The organism is Mesorhizobium terrae, assembly GCF_008727715.1.
In the GTDB taxonomy this organism is placed as follows: Bacteria; Pseudomonadota; Alphaproteobacteria; order Rhizobiales; family Rhizobiaceae; genus Mesorhizobium; species Mesorhizobium terrae.
The window spans coordinates 116703-132915 of sequence record NZ_CP044218.1; the positions used below are offsets into that span (position 1 = coordinate 116703).

At 62.2% G+C, this 16213-nt stretch carries 13 protein-coding genes; all 13 read right to left on the reverse strand.

All coding sequences use genetic code 11. The features are described 5' to 3' along the window. Nucleotides 1-3: 3 nt before the first annotated feature. The gene (locus tag FZF13_RS02055) at nt 4-645 is read right to left on the reverse strand and encodes a response regulator transcription factor (RefSeq protein ID WP_024926471.1); all 642 of its coding nucleotides are present in this window, start codon (nt 643-645) and stop codon (nt 4-6) included. Then, nucleotides 642-1712: a sensor histidine kinase gene (locus tag FZF13_RS02060; protein WP_204367424.1), complete on the reverse strand. Its 1071-nt coding sequence runs from the start codon at nt 1710-1712 to the stop codon at nt 642-644. The genes FZF13_RS02055 and FZF13_RS02060 overlap by 4 nt, the downstream gene beginning before the upstream one ends. A 109-nt stretch (nt 1713-1821) precedes the next feature. Further along, nucleotides 1822-2538, reverse strand: coding sequence for an MgtC/SapB family protein (locus FZF13_RS02065; RefSeq protein WP_024926469.1), 717 nt, complete (start codon nt 2536-2538; stop codon nt 1822-1824). A gap of 93 nt (nt 2539-2631) precedes the next feature. After that, nucleotides 2632-2958, reverse strand: coding sequence for a hypothetical protein (locus tag FZF13_RS02070; RefSeq protein WP_024926468.1), 327 nt, complete (start codon nt 2956-2958; stop codon nt 2632-2634). 172 nt (nt 2959-3130) lie between these two features. Next, complete coding sequence (mgtA, locus tag FZF13_RS02075; protein ID WP_024926467.1) at nt 3131-5845, reverse strand: magnesium-translocating P-type ATPase; 2715 nt, start codon at nt 5843-5845, stop codon at nt 3131-3133. Nucleotides 5846-6063: 218 nt separating this feature from the next. Then, complete coding sequence (locus FZF13_RS02080) at nt 6064-6366, reverse strand: hypothetical protein (protein WP_024926466.1); 303 nt, start codon at nt 6364-6366, stop codon at nt 6064-6066. A gap of 348 nt (nt 6367-6714) precedes the next feature. After that, nucleotides 6715-7608 (reverse strand): dihydrodipicolinate synthase family protein, encoded by an 894-nt coding sequence (locus tag FZF13_RS02085; protein ID WP_024926465.1) that lies wholly within the window; start codon nt 7606-7608, stop codon nt 6715-6717. Between the two features lie 54 nt (nt 7609-7662). Then, complete coding sequence (locus FZF13_RS02090) at nt 7663-8409, reverse strand: glucosamine-6-phosphate deaminase (RefSeq protein WP_024926464.1); 747 nt, start codon at nt 8407-8409, stop codon at nt 7663-7665. 1 nt (nt 8410) lies between these two features. Beyond that, nucleotides 8411-9838 carry a xylulokinase gene (locus FZF13_RS02095; protein WP_024926463.1) on the reverse strand — a complete coding sequence of 476 codons (1428 nt, stop codon included), beginning with the start codon at nt 9836-9838 and terminating at the stop codon, nt 8411-8413. 75 nt (nt 9839-9913) lie between these two features. Beyond that, a complete protein-coding gene (locus tag FZF13_RS02100; RefSeq protein WP_024926462.1) occupies nt 9914-11257 on the reverse strand; it encodes an aspartate aminotransferase family protein in 1344 nt (447 codons plus the stop codon). 137 nt (nt 11258-11394) lie between these two features. Beyond that, nucleotides 11395-13080 (reverse strand): serine hydrolase domain-containing protein, encoded by a 1686-nt coding sequence (locus FZF13_RS02105; RefSeq protein WP_024926461.1) that lies wholly within the window; start codon nt 13078-13080, stop codon nt 11395-11397. After that, a complete protein-coding gene (locus FZF13_RS02110) occupies nt 13077-14528 on the reverse strand; it encodes a leucyl aminopeptidase family protein (RefSeq protein ID WP_024926460.1) in 1452 nt (483 codons plus the stop codon). Before FZF13_RS02110 ends, FZF13_RS02105 begins: the two co-directional genes overlap by 4 nt. Nucleotides 14529-14530: 2 nt before the next feature. Further along, nucleotides 14531-16192 (reverse strand): ABC transporter substrate-binding protein, encoded by a 1662-nt coding sequence (locus FZF13_RS02115; protein WP_036257095.1) that lies wholly within the window; start codon nt 16190-16192, stop codon nt 14531-14533. Between the last annotated feature and the right edge of the window lie 21 nt (nt 16193-16213).

Below are 16213 nucleotides of genomic sequence, written 5' to 3' on the forward strand. Positions count from 1 at the left end.
GTTTCAACGCGCTGTTCCGTGGATTCGATCGAACAGCCTGACCAGTTCCGCGAGCGTCCTGACCCCCATCTTTCGCATCAGGTGACCGCGGCGCACCTTGACCGTGATTTCGCTGATGCCCAGATCAGCGGCGATCTGCTTGTTGAGAAGCCCCTCCACCACCTGTCGCGCCACGTCCTGTTCGCCCGGCGTAAGCGTCTCCCAGCGCTGGCGCAGCTCGGACGCAGCCGCCGCCTGCTGGCGCCGGCCGCGGTCGATCTCGATGCCGTGGTGAATGGCGTCGAGCAGGTCCTGATCGCGGAACGGCTTGGTCAGGAATTCGATCGCGCCGTCCTTCATGGCTTTGACACCCATGGCGATGTCGCCGTGGCCCGTGATCATCACGGTCGGAAGATGCATGCCCTGCTGCGCCATATGCCCAAGGAAATCCATGCCGCTCTGCCCCGGCATTCTGACATCAAGAACGAGGCATCCGGGCGCGTCGGCCAACTCTGAACCGAGGAACTCCTGCACCGAGGCGAAGGACCGGGTTCGCAGCGCGATCGACGCAAGAAGATCTTCCAGGGATTCGCGAACCGAGCGATCATCGTCGACGATGTAGACGATCGGCTGCGCTATCGCTGCGTCGGGCACTCTTGCGCTCATTCCGTTTCCTTCTTCGCGGCTGGCAGGCTGAACAGGAAAACCGCGCCACCGTCGTCATTGGCTTCAGCCCATATCCGTCCGCCATTCGCCTCGATGATCGTGCGACTAATGGTGAGGCCGAGACCGATGCCGTCCTTCTTGGTCGTCCAGAAAGCATCGAAGAGATGCTCGGCCTCCCCGGGGCGCAAGCCGATACCGCTGTCGGCCACCGAGAAACGGATCCTGTCGCGATTCTCGATCTCCGACGTGATCTCCAGCTCCTTGGCCCCGTTGGCCGAGACCGCGATCGCCTCGATCGCGTTGAGCACCAGATTGCCAACGACCTGCCCAACCTGCACCCGATCGGCGACCGCCATCGGCAGCCCCTGCTGCAGGTAAAGTCTTAGCCAGATGTCGTGACTGTCGATCTGGTCGTGCGCCAGCGCCACGATCTCGCGCACCAGATCGTTGAAATCGAAGTTGTCCTTCTGCGGTGCCTTGCCGCTGGCAATGCCGCGCACCCGCGCGATTACCGCGCTGGCGCGGTTTGCCTCCTCCACGATCCTATCCACTGCGCGCTGGGCGTTCTGGATGCTGGGCGGATCCTGGGCCAGCCAGCGCTTGCAGGCACCCGCGCTGGTCACGACCGCCGCCAGCGGCTGGTTCACCTCATGCGCGATCGAGGCGGTGAGCTCGCCAAGACTGGTGACGCGCGCCATGCGCAGCAGGCGCTCGCGGCTATCATGCGCGGCGGCCTCCGCCGTCACCAGCTTCAAGGACAGATAGGTGGTGACCCCGATCGCCACGATACTGATGCCGGTGTTGACGAGACCGACCTCATAGAGGCCGGAATGGGTGAGCGCGAAGCTCAGCAGCGTCAGGGCAACGCAGGTGCAGGCGAGCGCCACGACCGTGCGACGCGGCAGCATGCGGGTGGCGACCAGAATGACCGCCGTGTAGAAGACGGCGGCCGCGATCGCGTAGTCGGTCACCGTGTCGGCCACGAAGATGGCCGCCATCGCCACGAGCAACAGCACGATGACGAACAATTGGTCGTGACGGAACGGGATTTTCTGCCTGATCTTCATCGCGCTCATCATTGGCAAGCCGGCGCATTATACACAGCATCCATCCCTGGCCAGCGGCGTCTTTCATGCATTCACCACGATACACGAGCCCCGAAAAACCACCCTGTCCTCAATCCTTGGTGCTGCCGTCCCAAGTGGCGTTTGTGACACCGGCCTGCCGTTCGAGGAAGGTGGTGACGGCTTCGATCTCGTGCGGATCGACGGCGGTGGAAACGAGGGTCGCCACGATTTCGACCGTATCGTCGCCACGCTCGACGATCTCGACGTCGCTGACCGGATAGTTGGCCTGTTCAAGGCGCTCGACCAGAAGGTCCCGCATCTGAGGCATCGCCTCGTGGCTCGAGATGATGCTGACTTCGTAGGTCGCCTCCGTCGCGCGGTCATCGATCGGGATGCGGTTGATCATGTTGACGAGCGGCCTGAGCAGCGTGTTTCCGGCAAGAACGAATGCCGTGAGAAGCGTCGCTTCCGCGATCATGCTGGTTCCCGCGCAACAGCCGACGGCGGCCGAGCACCACAACGTTGCCGCGGTGTTGAGGCCACGCACATTCATGCCCTCTTTCATGATAACGCCGGCGCCGAGGAAGCCGATGCCAGAGACGACATAGGAGATGACCCGCACGGCCTCCGCCGATCCAGCCACCCTCAGTCCGAGGTCGACAAAGGCGGCGGCGCCAACCGCCACAAGAACATTGGTACGCAGTCCGGCCGTGCGCTGGCGATACTGGCGCTCGGCCCCAATCAGCGTGCCGAGCACAAAGGCGGCGACGAGCGCCACGACCGTGTCCAGAAAGGGGTAGAATTCAAATGTCTGCTGAAATTTCATGGAAGCAATCTCGATGGCTCAAGCAGCGCATACCGGGTCCGGTCTACGGAAAGATGACAGCCGGCGGCATATGCCCCGCGTGACCAGTTTCGATCACCAGTCCTTGCGCCGCAACAGCATGATCGCGATGCGGTGAAGGCGCGTCGACCAGCACATGAGACGCAACGATTGCCGACGCGTGAGGATGCCGTTTCTCGCAAGGCGGGCCGCGATCTTGAACAGCGTCGTGCCCGATGCGGCGAACGCCCAGCACAGCCCGCGGTTCAGTTCATCGTCAATGCGTCGAGCAAACTCGCTGCCAAGACCAAGCGGCTTCCGCCGTTCCAGATACCGTGTTGGCGTTCGATTGCCTCGCCTGCGCTTCGGGTTGCGGCGGGAATGGTCGGCAGCAAAGAGCAGCGCAAGAGCGTCGATGAACATGATTGACCTCCGTCCGGCGGCTGAGCTCAAGGGAAGCATCGGCAACGCCGTCAAATTCCAGGAATGAGTCCGGTGTTGCCGGCAGTCCGGTCTTGCCGGCAGTCCGGTCTTGCTAAAGCAGGTTCGGGCAGCCAAAGCCGCCCGAACCCCGTCATCTGCCGTAGCCTTGGTCTCAGAACCACTGTCCGAAACGACGGATGTAGATCGTCTTCATGGTCTGGGCCACGACGCAGTAGCTGAGCAGTGTGGCGACCAACCACGGGAAGTACTGCCAAGGCAGTGGCTGCAGCCCCACCATCGCGCCCAGAGGCGAAAACGGAATGTAGATGCCAAGCACGCAGACCAGCCCGGTCATCAGCATGACCGGAAGTGCGGCCGTGCTTTGAATGAACGGGATCCTCTGAGTACGCAGCATGTGGACCACCAGCGTCTGCGACAGAAGGCCTTCAATGAACCAACCCGACTGGAACAGCGACTGCAATTCCGGCTTGCTCGCGCCGAAGACGAACCACATCAGTGCGAAAGTCGTCATGTCGAAGATCGACGAGGTCGGCCCGATCCAGATCATGAAGCGCCCGATGTTCTTGGCGTCCCATTTGCGGGGCTTCTTCAGAAACTCCTTATCCATCCGGTCCCATGGCAGCGAGAGCTGCGAGATATCATACATCAGGTTCTGGATGAGCAGATGGATGGCCAACATCGGCAGGAACGGGATGAAGGCACTCGCCACCAGCACCGAGAACACATTGCCGAAGTTCGAACTGGCGGTCATGTTCAGGTACTTGATGATGTTGCCGAAGGTTTCGCGTCCCTTAACCACCCCCTCCTCCAGCACCATCAGGCTCTTCTCGAGCAGGATGATGTCGGCAGACTCCTTGGCGATGTCGGTACCGCTGTCGACAGAGATGCCGACGTCGGCGTCACGCAGTGCCGGCGCATCGTTGATACCGTCGCCGAGGAAGCCGACCGTATGGCCATTGGCCTGAAGCGCCTTCAACACACGCGACTTCTGCAACGGCGTCAGCTTGGCGAAAATCGTCCTTTCCTCGACTAGCCGCTGCAATGCCTGTTCGTCCATCGCTTCGATCTCGCGGCCAAGGACAGGCTGGCCGGGTTCCAAACCGACCTCGCGGCAGATCTTGGTGGTGACCACCTCATTGTCGCCGGTCAGCACCTTGATCGTCACGCCATGCTCGGCAAGTGCCGCGATCGCCGGCCCGGCGGTCTCCTTTGGTGGATCGAGGAAGGTGAGGAAGCCTTGAACGACAAGCTCCTTCTCATCGGAGATGCCATAACGGGCCTTGGAGTGGACGCCCGGAAACTCGCGCGTGGCGACGACCAGCACACGGAAACCATCCGCGTTGTAGGCACGCGCCATCGCCATAAGCCGGTTGCGTTCGGCGTCGTCCAGGTCCCGCGTCCCACCTCCCTTGGAAACCTTGGTGGAGATGGCCAGCATCTCTTCGACGGCCCCCTTGCAGACGAGCAGATGTTCGCCGGAGACGCCTTCGACGACGACGGAGAGGCGGCGGCGCACGAAATCGAATGGCAGTTCGTCGACCTTGCTGTAGGTCTGCGCCAAGTGGAAAGGCTTGGGCGCCTGTTCGGCGAAGCGCACCACAGCCTGATCCATCAGGTTCCTGACGCCGCTCTGGTGATGGCTGTTCAGCCAGGCCAGTTGCAGGACGGCGTCGTCACGAGCGCCGCGAACATCGACATGATGTTCAAGGATGATCTTGTCCTGGGTGAGCGTGCCCGTCTTGTCGGTGCACAGAACGTCCATGGCGCCAAAGTTCTGGATGGCGTTGAGACGTTTCACCACGACCTTGCGCCGTGCCATTGCGACCGCGCCCTTGGCCAGATTGGAGGAGACGATCATCGGCAGCATTTCCGGCGTCAGGCCGACCGCAACCGCCAGACCGAACAGAAGCGCCTCCACCCAATCGCCCTTCATCACGCCGTTGATCAGGAAGACGATCGGCACCATCACCAGCATGAAACGGATGAGCAGCCAGCTGACGCTGTTGATGCCGCGGTCGAACGAGGTTTGTGCCCGCGTGCCGACAATGGATTTCGCGAGCGACCCGAAATAGGTCCGCGCACCGGTGGCGACGACAATGGCGGTAGCCGTTCCGCTGACCACATTCGTACCCATGAAGCAGATGTTGGGCACATCCAGCATGTCCATCTGTTCGGTCGCGATACCGGCAGCGGACTTCTCGGCCACGGCGCCAAGCGTGTCGTATTTCTCGACGGGAATGGCTTCACCGGTGAGCGACGCCTGGCTGACAAACAGGTCGCGCGACTCGATCAGCCGTATATCGGCCGGGATCATGTCGCCGGCCGAAAGCCGCACGATATCCCCGGCGACAAGCTCGCGCATGGGAATCTCGATCGTTTCCGGCCTGGCTCCAGCAGATGCGCGGCGCAGCACCGTCGCCGTCGTGCGCACCATGGCTTTTAGAGCCTCGGCCGCTTTTCCGGACCGGTACTCCTGAACGAAACGCATCACCCCGCTGAGAAGAACCATGACCAGGATGATGGTGACCTTGGTCGGGTCGGCATCTTCGCCCGCCTGAAGGGGCAGCCAGATGTCAGTGAAGGCGCTGATGGCGGCGAGCACCATCAACACCATGATGAAGGGATTTTTGAAGGCGGCCAGGAATTGCACGAGGGCATGCGGGCGCTTGTCATGCGCCACCTCGTTCGGCCCATCCTTCGCCAGGCGTTCGATGGCGTCCATCACGACGAGGCCATCGCTGTGGCCCTTTACGTTCGACAGCGTCAGGTCGATGCTGTTCTGCGCCTCCCGAACCGCCCGCATCGACAGTTTTCGCTCGTCCTTCCGCACTGTGGCGGAAAGCGCTCCCTTCATCATCATGTTCATGGTCTTGATCCTCATGTCGTTTTGGAGGACGGCACGGACGCAATACGTCGTTCACCCGTCGAGCGGGCGTGCGACGTCATTCCGGGCCACGCCGATTACTGTCGGTTCTTGAAGAGCTGTTTCAGGAAAGTGTCCGCCGCTCCGGTGGTTAGCCGGTGGCGGCGGACCCGCTTCGTCGTCTGTCGGGCAGATAGATGTGCAAGGTTCTGATCAAGGTCTCAGTCCCATGCATGGGCGCGCTGACGGTCGTCGAGAATGGCACCGAAACGCTCAAAGCGCGACGTCTCGGCGCTGTCGACAGGCGCGTTGGTGACAACGGTCCAGCGGCATTCGAGCCGGCCGGATACGGGGTTTGTCCGCCAACGGATTACCGGTCCGCGGGCGACGCGCCGGGTGGGCGCGGCCGGAAGCCGGATGATCTCAGCGGTTTGCCTGTGGGCTGGGTGCGCCGCATATCCGACGCCACCGCAAAGACGTGCGATGGCCCGGATGCAGCGATGGGCAAAGATTGTGATTTTCATGTCTCACCTCAATGGCGCGCCACTGCAGGCGTCGCGGGTGAGACTAGGAACTAGACCCGACCGGGCGACCGCAGCGGCGTGCTCTCTCGACTACTGTCGCTTGGCATGGTTCGTTGTTCCTGTTGGTCCCGGCGGGACGCATCCCGTCCGTTTGACAATTGCCGGCTTACTCCCTGGCAGCACGTTGCGCCAGTATCTGGTTTCGTCAGATCGCTATACGTTGGGTTCTGCCCGATATACCTAGGTATATGGAGACGGAAAAACACGCGCCGACAGCGCCAGGTTTCAGCCTGACGCCTCTGGCATAATGTGTTCGCGCTGTGTCGCTCCGCGCCGTCGGAAGATCGATCAGCTGCGTTTTTTCAGGGACGCGATCGTATCGCTGATGATCGCCTCAGCTCTCGCACGTTCCTCGCCGACGACAGGCAACCGTGGGAGCCGAACGTGTTCGGGAGCGCCGTAGACCAGATGTTCGGCGAGCTTGATGTACTGGACCAACTTGACGTCAGTATCGAGATGAAACGCCGGCGTCAGCAGGCGATAGAGCGGCAATGCCGAGGCGAAATCGCCGCGCTTCGCTGTCTCGAACAGTTTCACGCATTCGGCGGGCCAGGCATTGGTCATGCCTGACACCCAACCCACAACGCCCAGCGCCAGGCTCTCCAGGATAAGATCGTCGACGCCGCAGAAGATATCGAAACGGTCGCCGAACGCATTGAAGAGGTCGGTCACGCGCCGGATGTCGCCGGTCTCTTCCTTGACGGCGACGATGCCGGGAACATCCTCCAGCATCTTCAGGGTCTCGACATCGACGTCGACCTTGTAGGCGAGAGGGTTGTTGTAGATCATCACCGGAAGATCGCTTGCTCCCGCAACGGCCTTGTACCAGGCTGCGGTTTCGCGTCGGTCGGTGCGGTAGGCGAGGCTGGGGAATACCATCAAGCCCTCCGCGCCCAATTTCTGATAGTTGCGGGCGGCGGCGATCGCGTTGTCCGTGGACAGTTCCGCCAGTCCGGAAAGCAGAGGCACGCGCCCGGCGACCACTTCCTTGGCGGCGCGCACGACCGCATCGCGCTCGGCCTGCGTCAGCGCCGCGTTTTCACCCAACATTGGCAGCACGATGACACCGGACACTCCGTTGCCGATCAGCCGATCGAGGCTGGCCTGGGTTGCTTCGAAATCGATCGTACCCGAAGCATCCATCTTGGTTGTCACCGCAGGAAAGACACCAGTCCAGGTCATGTTCGGCTCCCACTTTGTTCTATTCTTGTCACCTGGCAGAATGCCGAGCGCGCTTCAGGCAAATTGCTTTGAGGCCGGCATCAACGCCGCTTCCGCCAAGATCGACAAATCGGTGTGTCCGAGCAGGCTGGTGACCGGCCAGGCACGATCTTCCCGACCGGCGAGCAGAGCAGCCAACGCCTCGCGCTTGCTCTCACCTGCACACAGCAACAACACTTTCCTTGCGGAACGCAACGTGTTGACGCCCATGGTCACGCCGGTGCTTGGCACGCTGGCCTCATCGGGAAAGTTCGGCCTGTGGGCGTGCCGAGTCTTTTCGTCGAGCGTGACGACATGGGTGTCGAGCTCCCACGACACGCCGGGTTCGTTGAAGGCGATGTGCCCGTTGGCTCCAAGCCCCAATATGGCAAGGTCGATGCCGCCAGCGGCGGCAATCGCGCGGTCGAAGTCGCGGCATTGCTCGGCGGGATCGGCGACATTCCCGCGAAGCAGATGAACTTGCTCGGCGGGCACGTCGATATGATCGATAAGATGCCGTCGCATGAAGGCGTGGTAGCTGCGCGGGTTGTTGGGCGACATGCCCGTATATTCGTCTAGGTTGAACAGTTCGGCATTGCTGAAGCTGATTTCGCCGCGGCGGCAGCGTTCCACCAGATGTTTGTACATTCCGATCGGCGTATCCCCGGTCGGCAGGGCGAGGCTCGTTGCCGAGCCGTCCGCCAGCGAGGCACAAACATAATCCGCGGCAAGCTCCGCCATCGCGGCGCGATCTGCCGCCCAGGTCACGTCCAGTTTCGTCATATCAGTCGGATGCCTCGGCAATCGTGGGGAAGAGCGCTGAATAGCGCCTGTAGATTTTTTCGTAGTCGGTTGAAGCGGCGGAAGGGGTCACCACGCTTGCGCTAAGTGATGCCGGGCGACCCTCCTGCGGAGCAGCCAGCAGCGCGGCGCCAATCGCGGCCGGAGAAGAATGGTCGTAGGTCGTCACCGGGCGACCGAGGATATCGGCCAACATCTGCCGCGTCGAAGGATGGGAAACGGCATGGCCCGCCAGAACGACGCTCTCGATCCGCGAAGTCTCCGCCAGAATGTCGATGCAGCGCCGGATCTCGAAGTGCACGCCCTCCAAATAGGCGCGGGCGATATCATGCGCGCCATGCTGCACCGTCAGGCCATGCAGGACCCCGCGCAGATTGGGATTCCACAACGCCCCCTGCTCGCCGCCGGCGAGATAGGGTGCGAACATCAGGCCGTTGGCGCCGGCCTGCGAAGCGGCGGCGGCCGTGTCGATCCGCCCGTTGTCCCAGCCGAGAAGGTCGTTCAGCCAGCGATAGCTCGTGCCGGTCGAGAGCAGGTCCATTTCGCGGCCGAACACGCCGTCCACGACATGCGGCGTCAAAAGATAACGCCGCAGGGGATCGCGCAACGACTTGCGCAGATTGTCCATGATGATGGTGCTGGAACCGGTGGTGACACAAACCGTGCCCTCTTCCAAGCCGGTCATGGCATGGACGCTGGCGACGGAGTCGGCGCAACCGACCGTCACCGGCAATCCGGAGTGCAGACCGAGACGAGCGGCCATGTCAGCCGTGAGCGGGCTGGTCGAGCGGGCCGGCCCAATGACGGGCAACAGGGCTTCGGAGACACCCCAAATGGCACACAACTCCTGCGACCAGGTCTTCGCGTCCAGATCGTAGAGCCCATAACCCGCGGCTGTCGACGGATCGGTCGTCAGCTCGCCGGTCAATGCGAAATGCAGGAAGTCCTTGGCCGAGAGGATCGACCCGACACTACCGCCGAAACAGTCGAGATGATGGCGGAACATCGGCGCGAGGTAACGCCCGTCGATGGGCATGCCCGTACGCTCATACATCATCCGCCGCTTCGCCTCGTCGAGGAAGCTTGACGTCCAGGCGTCGGCACGACTGTCCATCCAGGTGATCGCGGAGGCAAGCGGTCGATCGCCTTCCATACAGACAAGAGTGGGCAGCTGGCCGGTCAGGCCAATGGCAGAGACGCTCGCGGCGACACCCCCGCCAAGCTGCCTGATCGCCGTCTCCATCGCCGCCAGCCAGTCGAGCGGATTCTGCTCGGCCTGGCCCGGCAATTCCCGTGTCACCGGGAACGACGCCTCGGCGGTGGCGACGACCTGTCCCGCGGCAGACATCGCCACGCATTTGATGGCCGACGTGCCAAGATCGATACCGAGAATGACGTTATCGTTCTTCATTGCGATGCCTGGTAGGAAACAGCGCCTCAGCTTTGCAAGCATCATGCCTGCATGAAAAGGCGCTGGATCGTAAGTTTAGTGTTTTGCCTTCACCGCGCGCATCGCCTCGCCCGCGATGGCGACCGTTTGCGCGATGTCGTCGTCGGTATGGGCGAAGGAGATGAACAGGTTCTCGAACGCACCCGGGTGGAAGAGAACGCCGCGATCGAGCATCTCCTCCCACCACGTCCGGAACACATCGTGACGCGCATGGCGGGCAGCGTCGCGATAGTTGCGGATCGGCTGGTCGGCGAACCACAGCTGCATGACAGGCCCGACGCCGGTCACATAGGCCGGGATATCATTGTCCGCGATCACCTTGGCCAGCCCGTCGAACAATTTCTGGCAGCGCCCGTAGAGCGTATCGTAGAGGCCGGGAGTTGCCAGATGGTCGAGCGTCGCATTGGCAGCTGTCACGGCAATTCCGTTGGCGGCATATGTGCCGGCCATGGAGACGGTGCCGTCGGCGACGAGCGCCATGATGTCCTTGCGGCCGCCGAGCGCCGCGACAGGAAAACCGCCGCCGAGCCCCTTGGCGAAGGTGGAAAGGTCGGGCTGCAGGCCATAATAGCCTTGCGCGCCGCCCAGGCTGAGCCGGAAGCCGGTGATGACCTCGTCGCAGATCAGGATGATCCCCGCCTTGGCGGTCAGGTCCCGCATCGCCTCGAGATAACCCGGCTCCGGCAGGATGCAGCCGGTGTTGCACATGACCGCCTCGGTAATGACGGCGGCGATATTGTGCCCTTCCCGGGCGATCGCGTCACGCAGAGCCTCGACATCGTTCCACGGCAGGATGACGAGCGAGTCGTCGAGACCGGCCGGCATGCCAGGCCCCTGCGGGATCGCCTTCGGCGCCTTGTCGGGACCGGCAGTTTCGATGGTCGGGTGCTTGCTCCAGTAAACACCATCCGAAAACCCGTGATACATGCCCTCGAAGCGGATCAGCTTCTTTCGGCCGGTGAAGGCGCGCGCCAGGCGAACCGCATAAAGAACCGCCTCGGTTCCCGTGTTGCACAGGCGCACCTGTTCGATCGCCGGCACGGCGGCGATGATCTTTTCGGAGAGCGTGATCTCCTCGGCGGCGGGCATGGCAAAGACGGTGCCGCGGTTCTGGATAAAATCAACGACGGCTTCCGTGATCTTCTGCGGCCGATGGCCGAGGATCATCGGCCCAAGCCCGAGCAGGTAGTCGATGTATTCATTCCCATCGACATCGAAGATATGCGAGCCGGTGCCACGGTCGACGAACAGGGGATAGGGATCCCAGCCCGACCACACCGCACGCGCCGTGCTGTTGACGCCGCTTGGGATGATCTCGCTGGAGCGAGCGAAATAGTCGCGACTCCGGGTCGTGCGCGAAGGCGTCTTGTATGCTGGCATAAAATCTCTCCTGGAGAACAGTTTGCATACTTATTATAATGAGTATGATGAGCTGTCAATGCGGGAACGAATATTCGTGGAGACAAAGAAATCGGTTTTGACGGTCGGCCCGCCGATCGCGGCGTCGCCGGCCTGGATCAATCGGTGAAAGTCCGCGAATAGCGATTGCCGTCCCTGGTCACCGAAACAATCTTGCCGTCGACCATTGGTCCGAGCACCAAGCGCTCCGGCGCATGGAGTTCGGCCCCGATCCGAAAGACACTTGACTTCAACTCCACCAGTTCCAGGTCTTCGCCAGGTGCCTCGACGCCGCCCGGCGCGATCAGGAACAGCCGCCCGCCACGTGACACGATGCGGAAATTGGTGAACCAGGGCGAATGCGAGCGATAATGACCAACACATGCGGGCGCAGCCTTGCCGCTCTTGGTCAACGGCGCCGGCACGCGGCGCAGTTCGAGCGGGCCGCAGTTCCAGATGACCTCTTGATCGTCGCCATTCTGCGTCGAAGCGAAGGTCAGGTGGAACGTGCTCAAGGCTGGATGATTAGTGACATATCGCGTCGACCAGGTTTTGAAGACGCGCGCCGTAGCGCTCTTGCCCGAAACCAAAACCTTGCCGTTCTCGTCGACTGTAAAGGTGAGCGTTATCAATTCGCCTTCGGGCGTGCGGGCAGAGAAATCGCCCAGCATCGCGGGTTCGAAGGCGAGAGGATCGCGCACATCCAGATCGAGCTCCGTGGCCGGCATTTCCATTTCCGCGCCTGTCAGCCATGCGTGCGCGGCGCGGGCAAGCACCTGCGCTGCCGGGCAGTCGCCATTGGCGTTGGTCAACACGGCGATGCCGACGTCGTGGTCAAGGTCTGCCAGGATGAAGGTGGCGTAACCCACCATGCCGCCGCCATGGGTGAGACAGCGAGCACCCCTGATCGTTTCGACATTGATGCCGAGACCATAGACGCTCTTTTCGACGCCGGCGTCTGCCAGAAATTCCACGATCGGTTCGCCGCACGGCGCCAGAAGGCCGGTCAGCTGCTGGTATGCATTCTCGCTGGCAACCGCTCTTCCATCCAGGCGGCCGGCACCGAGCAGCATACGCACGAAACGCGCGAGATCCGGGCCGGTCGCGGCGATGTTTCCATCGGAGGTGTTGGTTTCGAACCATGTCGCGGGCGCCAAGACATCGCCAGGAACCCAAGGGCGATCGTCTGCCATCGGCGCATAGCCCACGGCGAAGCGGTGACGCTCCCGGTTGGAGATGCAGGCGACACTATCCGCCATTCCAAGCGGCTCGAGCAGTCTTTCCCTGTACGCCTCCACCGTCGGCCTGCCGGTTACGGCAGACACGACAAGCCCCAGCAGGATGTAGCCGATGTTGGAATAGTGAAAGGCTGTTCCGGGCTCAAAACCGGTCGATAGCTCCCTCAGCCACCACCCCTGACCGAGTTCGTCCGGCAACGAGTCCGTGCCAGCCGGCAATCCAGCGGAATGGTTCAGCAGGTGGCGGAGCGAAAACATCGGATAGTCTGAGCCGACGCTGAACCAGGGCAGATAGGTGGTGATGGGCTTGTCGAGGTCGAGCTTTCCCTCCCCGGCAAGCTGCAGGATCGTCAGGCCGACAAAGGCCTTGCTGATCGAACCGATCGCAAACAGATGATCGCGTCCCACGGGCAAGGCTGCGTCGATATTGGCCTGGCCGAAGGGCAGCTCGAGCAGGGTCGCGTCACGCGAAACGGCGACGATGATCCCGCCCGGCACAGGCCAATGTTGCGTGAACTCATGCGCCAGCTCGCGCAGCCGGCGCAGCACGGTTTCCGAAGATGTCATTGTTCACCCGCGCGGCTGAGCAGGAGCTGCAACAATGCCCGCACCGGCGAGCCGGTGGCTCCGACAGGCCAGGGGGCAAAGCCCTGATCCAGATAGGCGCTCGACCCATTGTCGAGGTGGAGCCAGGGCGTATTGCCGGCAAATGTCCGCAAGTAAGTGGCGGCTAACTGACCACTGTCGGGCACCGAGAGCGGGGCATTAGCGATGTCGGCGACACTCGACTCAATCAGACGCTCGTATTCCACTCGCAGCGGCAGGTGCCAGCCCGGCTCGCCCGCGATCTCGCCGGCTCCACCCAGCTCTTGCGCGAGGGAGGGCGACGTAGACCAGCAACCCCACAGCAAGGGACCAACGCCACCGCCGTCCGTCAGCGTACCAACGTCGATGATCTCACCGACCCCGCCGCGCGCCAGATAGGCGACAGCGTCGGCCAACACCAAGCGGCCCTCGCAATCGGTGTCGACAACTTCAGTGCGCCGTCCGTCGGGATGACGAACGACATCGCCGGGGCGCAAGGCATGACCGCCCGGCATGTTCTCCGCCAGCGGCAACAGTGCGGTCACGTCCGGGTCTAGGCCAATTTCCGCCGCCGCGAAAATGGCGCCAGCCACCGCGGCAGCGGCGGCCATGTCGGCCTTCATCCAGGCGATTTCCTGAAGGGTGCGTTTCAGGTTGATGCCGCCGGAATCGAAGGTGATGCCTTTGCCAACCAATCCCAACCGCGCCTTCGACCGAGCCGGATTGAGACACAACACGAACGGTTTGTTGGAACTGCCGCGGCCCACCGCCAGCGTCGCTCCGAAGCCGCGTTTGGCGAGTTCCGCCTCGTCCCATATCTCGGCATCGATGCCCAACTGCTGCGCGCGTTCGGCAATCACCTGCGCCAGACGCTCCGGGATGAGATCGCCGCCCGGCGTCTCGACAAGGTCGCGCACCCAGTTGACCGCCCTGCCCGCGACCCTGCCAATCTCGAAGCCGCGTTTCACGTTGGCGCCGGTCGCCAGCAGGTCGACGACCGTCTCCGCCTTGTCAGACCGGTCATAGGTACCGATCAGGCAAGCTTCCGCCGCAGCTCGCGCTATCGAGGCCTGGTCTGAACCGAGCCCGTCCAGGCTGACGACACATCGCCCCCTGTCCCGCAAGAAATGCGCCGCGGGCATCAAGGCCTCGCGCAGGATGTTTGCGGTGAAGGCTTCCCGCGACCCGACGCCAACCGCAAGCACGGCCGGTCCGTCCTGCGAGGGCACCAGCAGCGCCGAAAGCTGGCCGGACGTGCCCTTGAACAGACCGTCGCGACGCAGCATGGCGACGGATTGACCATGCGCCGAACTGCCGGACAGCCCGGCGTCGGCAAACTCCGGGCCGTGGGGCCCGGCGAATGCGGGCATCACCAGGATGTCCGCATTCTTAAGGACCGCACGGTCGCTGCTGAGCCGCACCTCGATCATGCTTATTTCACCTTGTGGACGTTCATCAGCGTCTCAGTCGACAGATTGTTGACCGAACCGACCAGAGGCGAAAGCACGAAACCATCCCATTTCGGGCTGTGGGCTTCGATGACGTTTGGATAGTTGAGCACGATGTAAGGACGCGCTTCGAAAATGTGCTTCTGCATCGCCGAAATCTCGGCCAACCGCTCCTTCTTGTCGAGCAGCGTGCCCTGCTTCAGATACATTTTGTCGTAGTCGGCGTTGCAGTAACCGCTGTCGCTGTTTCCGCCGCGCGCCCCGCAGGTAACGATGCTCAGCATGAAGTCCGGCTCCACCGGCGGCACCCAGCTCCACATCGCGAAGTCGTAATCAAGGTATTTGGCCTCAGGCGCGTGAATGGCCTCGGTGGCCGCACCTGGATCCATCTTGCGCTGGGTTACCTCGATGCCGATCTTCTTGAAGCCGGCCTGGATGATCTGGAAAGCGCGATCGCCCGTGCCATTCTCTTCCGTCGGGAAGATCACTTCGTAGGACATGCGTTTGCCGTCCACGACCCGGATACCGTCGCCCCCCTTCTTGAACCCCTTGCCCTCCAGGATTTCGTTGGCCTTGTCGGTATCATAGGGCAGCGGCTTGATCGCCTCGTCGTGGAAGCCGGTTGCCGGTGCTACGATGGTCGAACCGGGCGCCGAGAACCCGAGCCAGACGATCTTGTCGATAGTCTCGCGATCAATGGCGTATTCCAGCGCTTCGCGCACCTTCGGATCAAGCAGTTCCCGGTTCTTGGGCTTGTCCGGGCTGGTGTTGATGATGAGCGTTTTCATTCCAACGCTCGGCCCGCTCAGCACCGTCATGCCGGCCTTTTTCAGGGTCTCCACGGCAGTCGGTGGTGTCTGCTCGCCAATCATGTCGAGCTTGTCGGTCACGAGGGCGGTGATCATGGCATCGTCATTGGCGAAGAACTGCAGGCCGAAACCGTCGATGACCGGCTTTTTCTTACCCCACCAGTTCGGATTGCGAGCGAAGAGCGCAATCTGCTCATTGTCGTGCTTGGTCAGCACGAAGGGACCACCCGCCACAACCGGTGCCGTGTTGGGGAAGGTCGATATCTGTTCGCCATTTCCTTCCGTGAGGGGCTCCCACACATGCCGCGGGAGAATAGGAAGCGCCTGGAGTTGCGTCAGCACATTGGCGACCGGCAGCTTATAGGTGAGCACCAGGGTGTTGTCGTCGGAAGCCTGGGCATCCGCCATGTGGGCGACCCAGCCGGCCAGTTTGCCTGTAGTTCCGGTCTGAAACTTGCGGATCATATTGAAGGTGAAGGCCGCGTCTTTTGCCGTCAGCGGCTCGCCGTCCGACCATTTTGCTCCCGGAATGGTGTGGAACGTCCAGACCTTGCCTTCTTCCGACACCTCCCACTTGGTCGCGAACGATGGCACGATCTGCAGCTTGGCATCATATTCGGTCAGATGTGGGTACACATATTGGTACATGACCGAGCTGTAGTCTGAATCCGAGACAAATGGATTGAGTGAGTCGATCGGCTGCGTGGCGCCGATGCGCAGGATCTCGGCCGCGGAGGCAGCTGGCGTAAACGGCGCCTGAAAGACCGTCGCGGCGGCGACCGCTGCGGCAAACGTTAGGGTACGCATGTTCCAACTCTGGTGAGGCTTCTTTTTCATTGTCATCTCCCGAGATGCAAG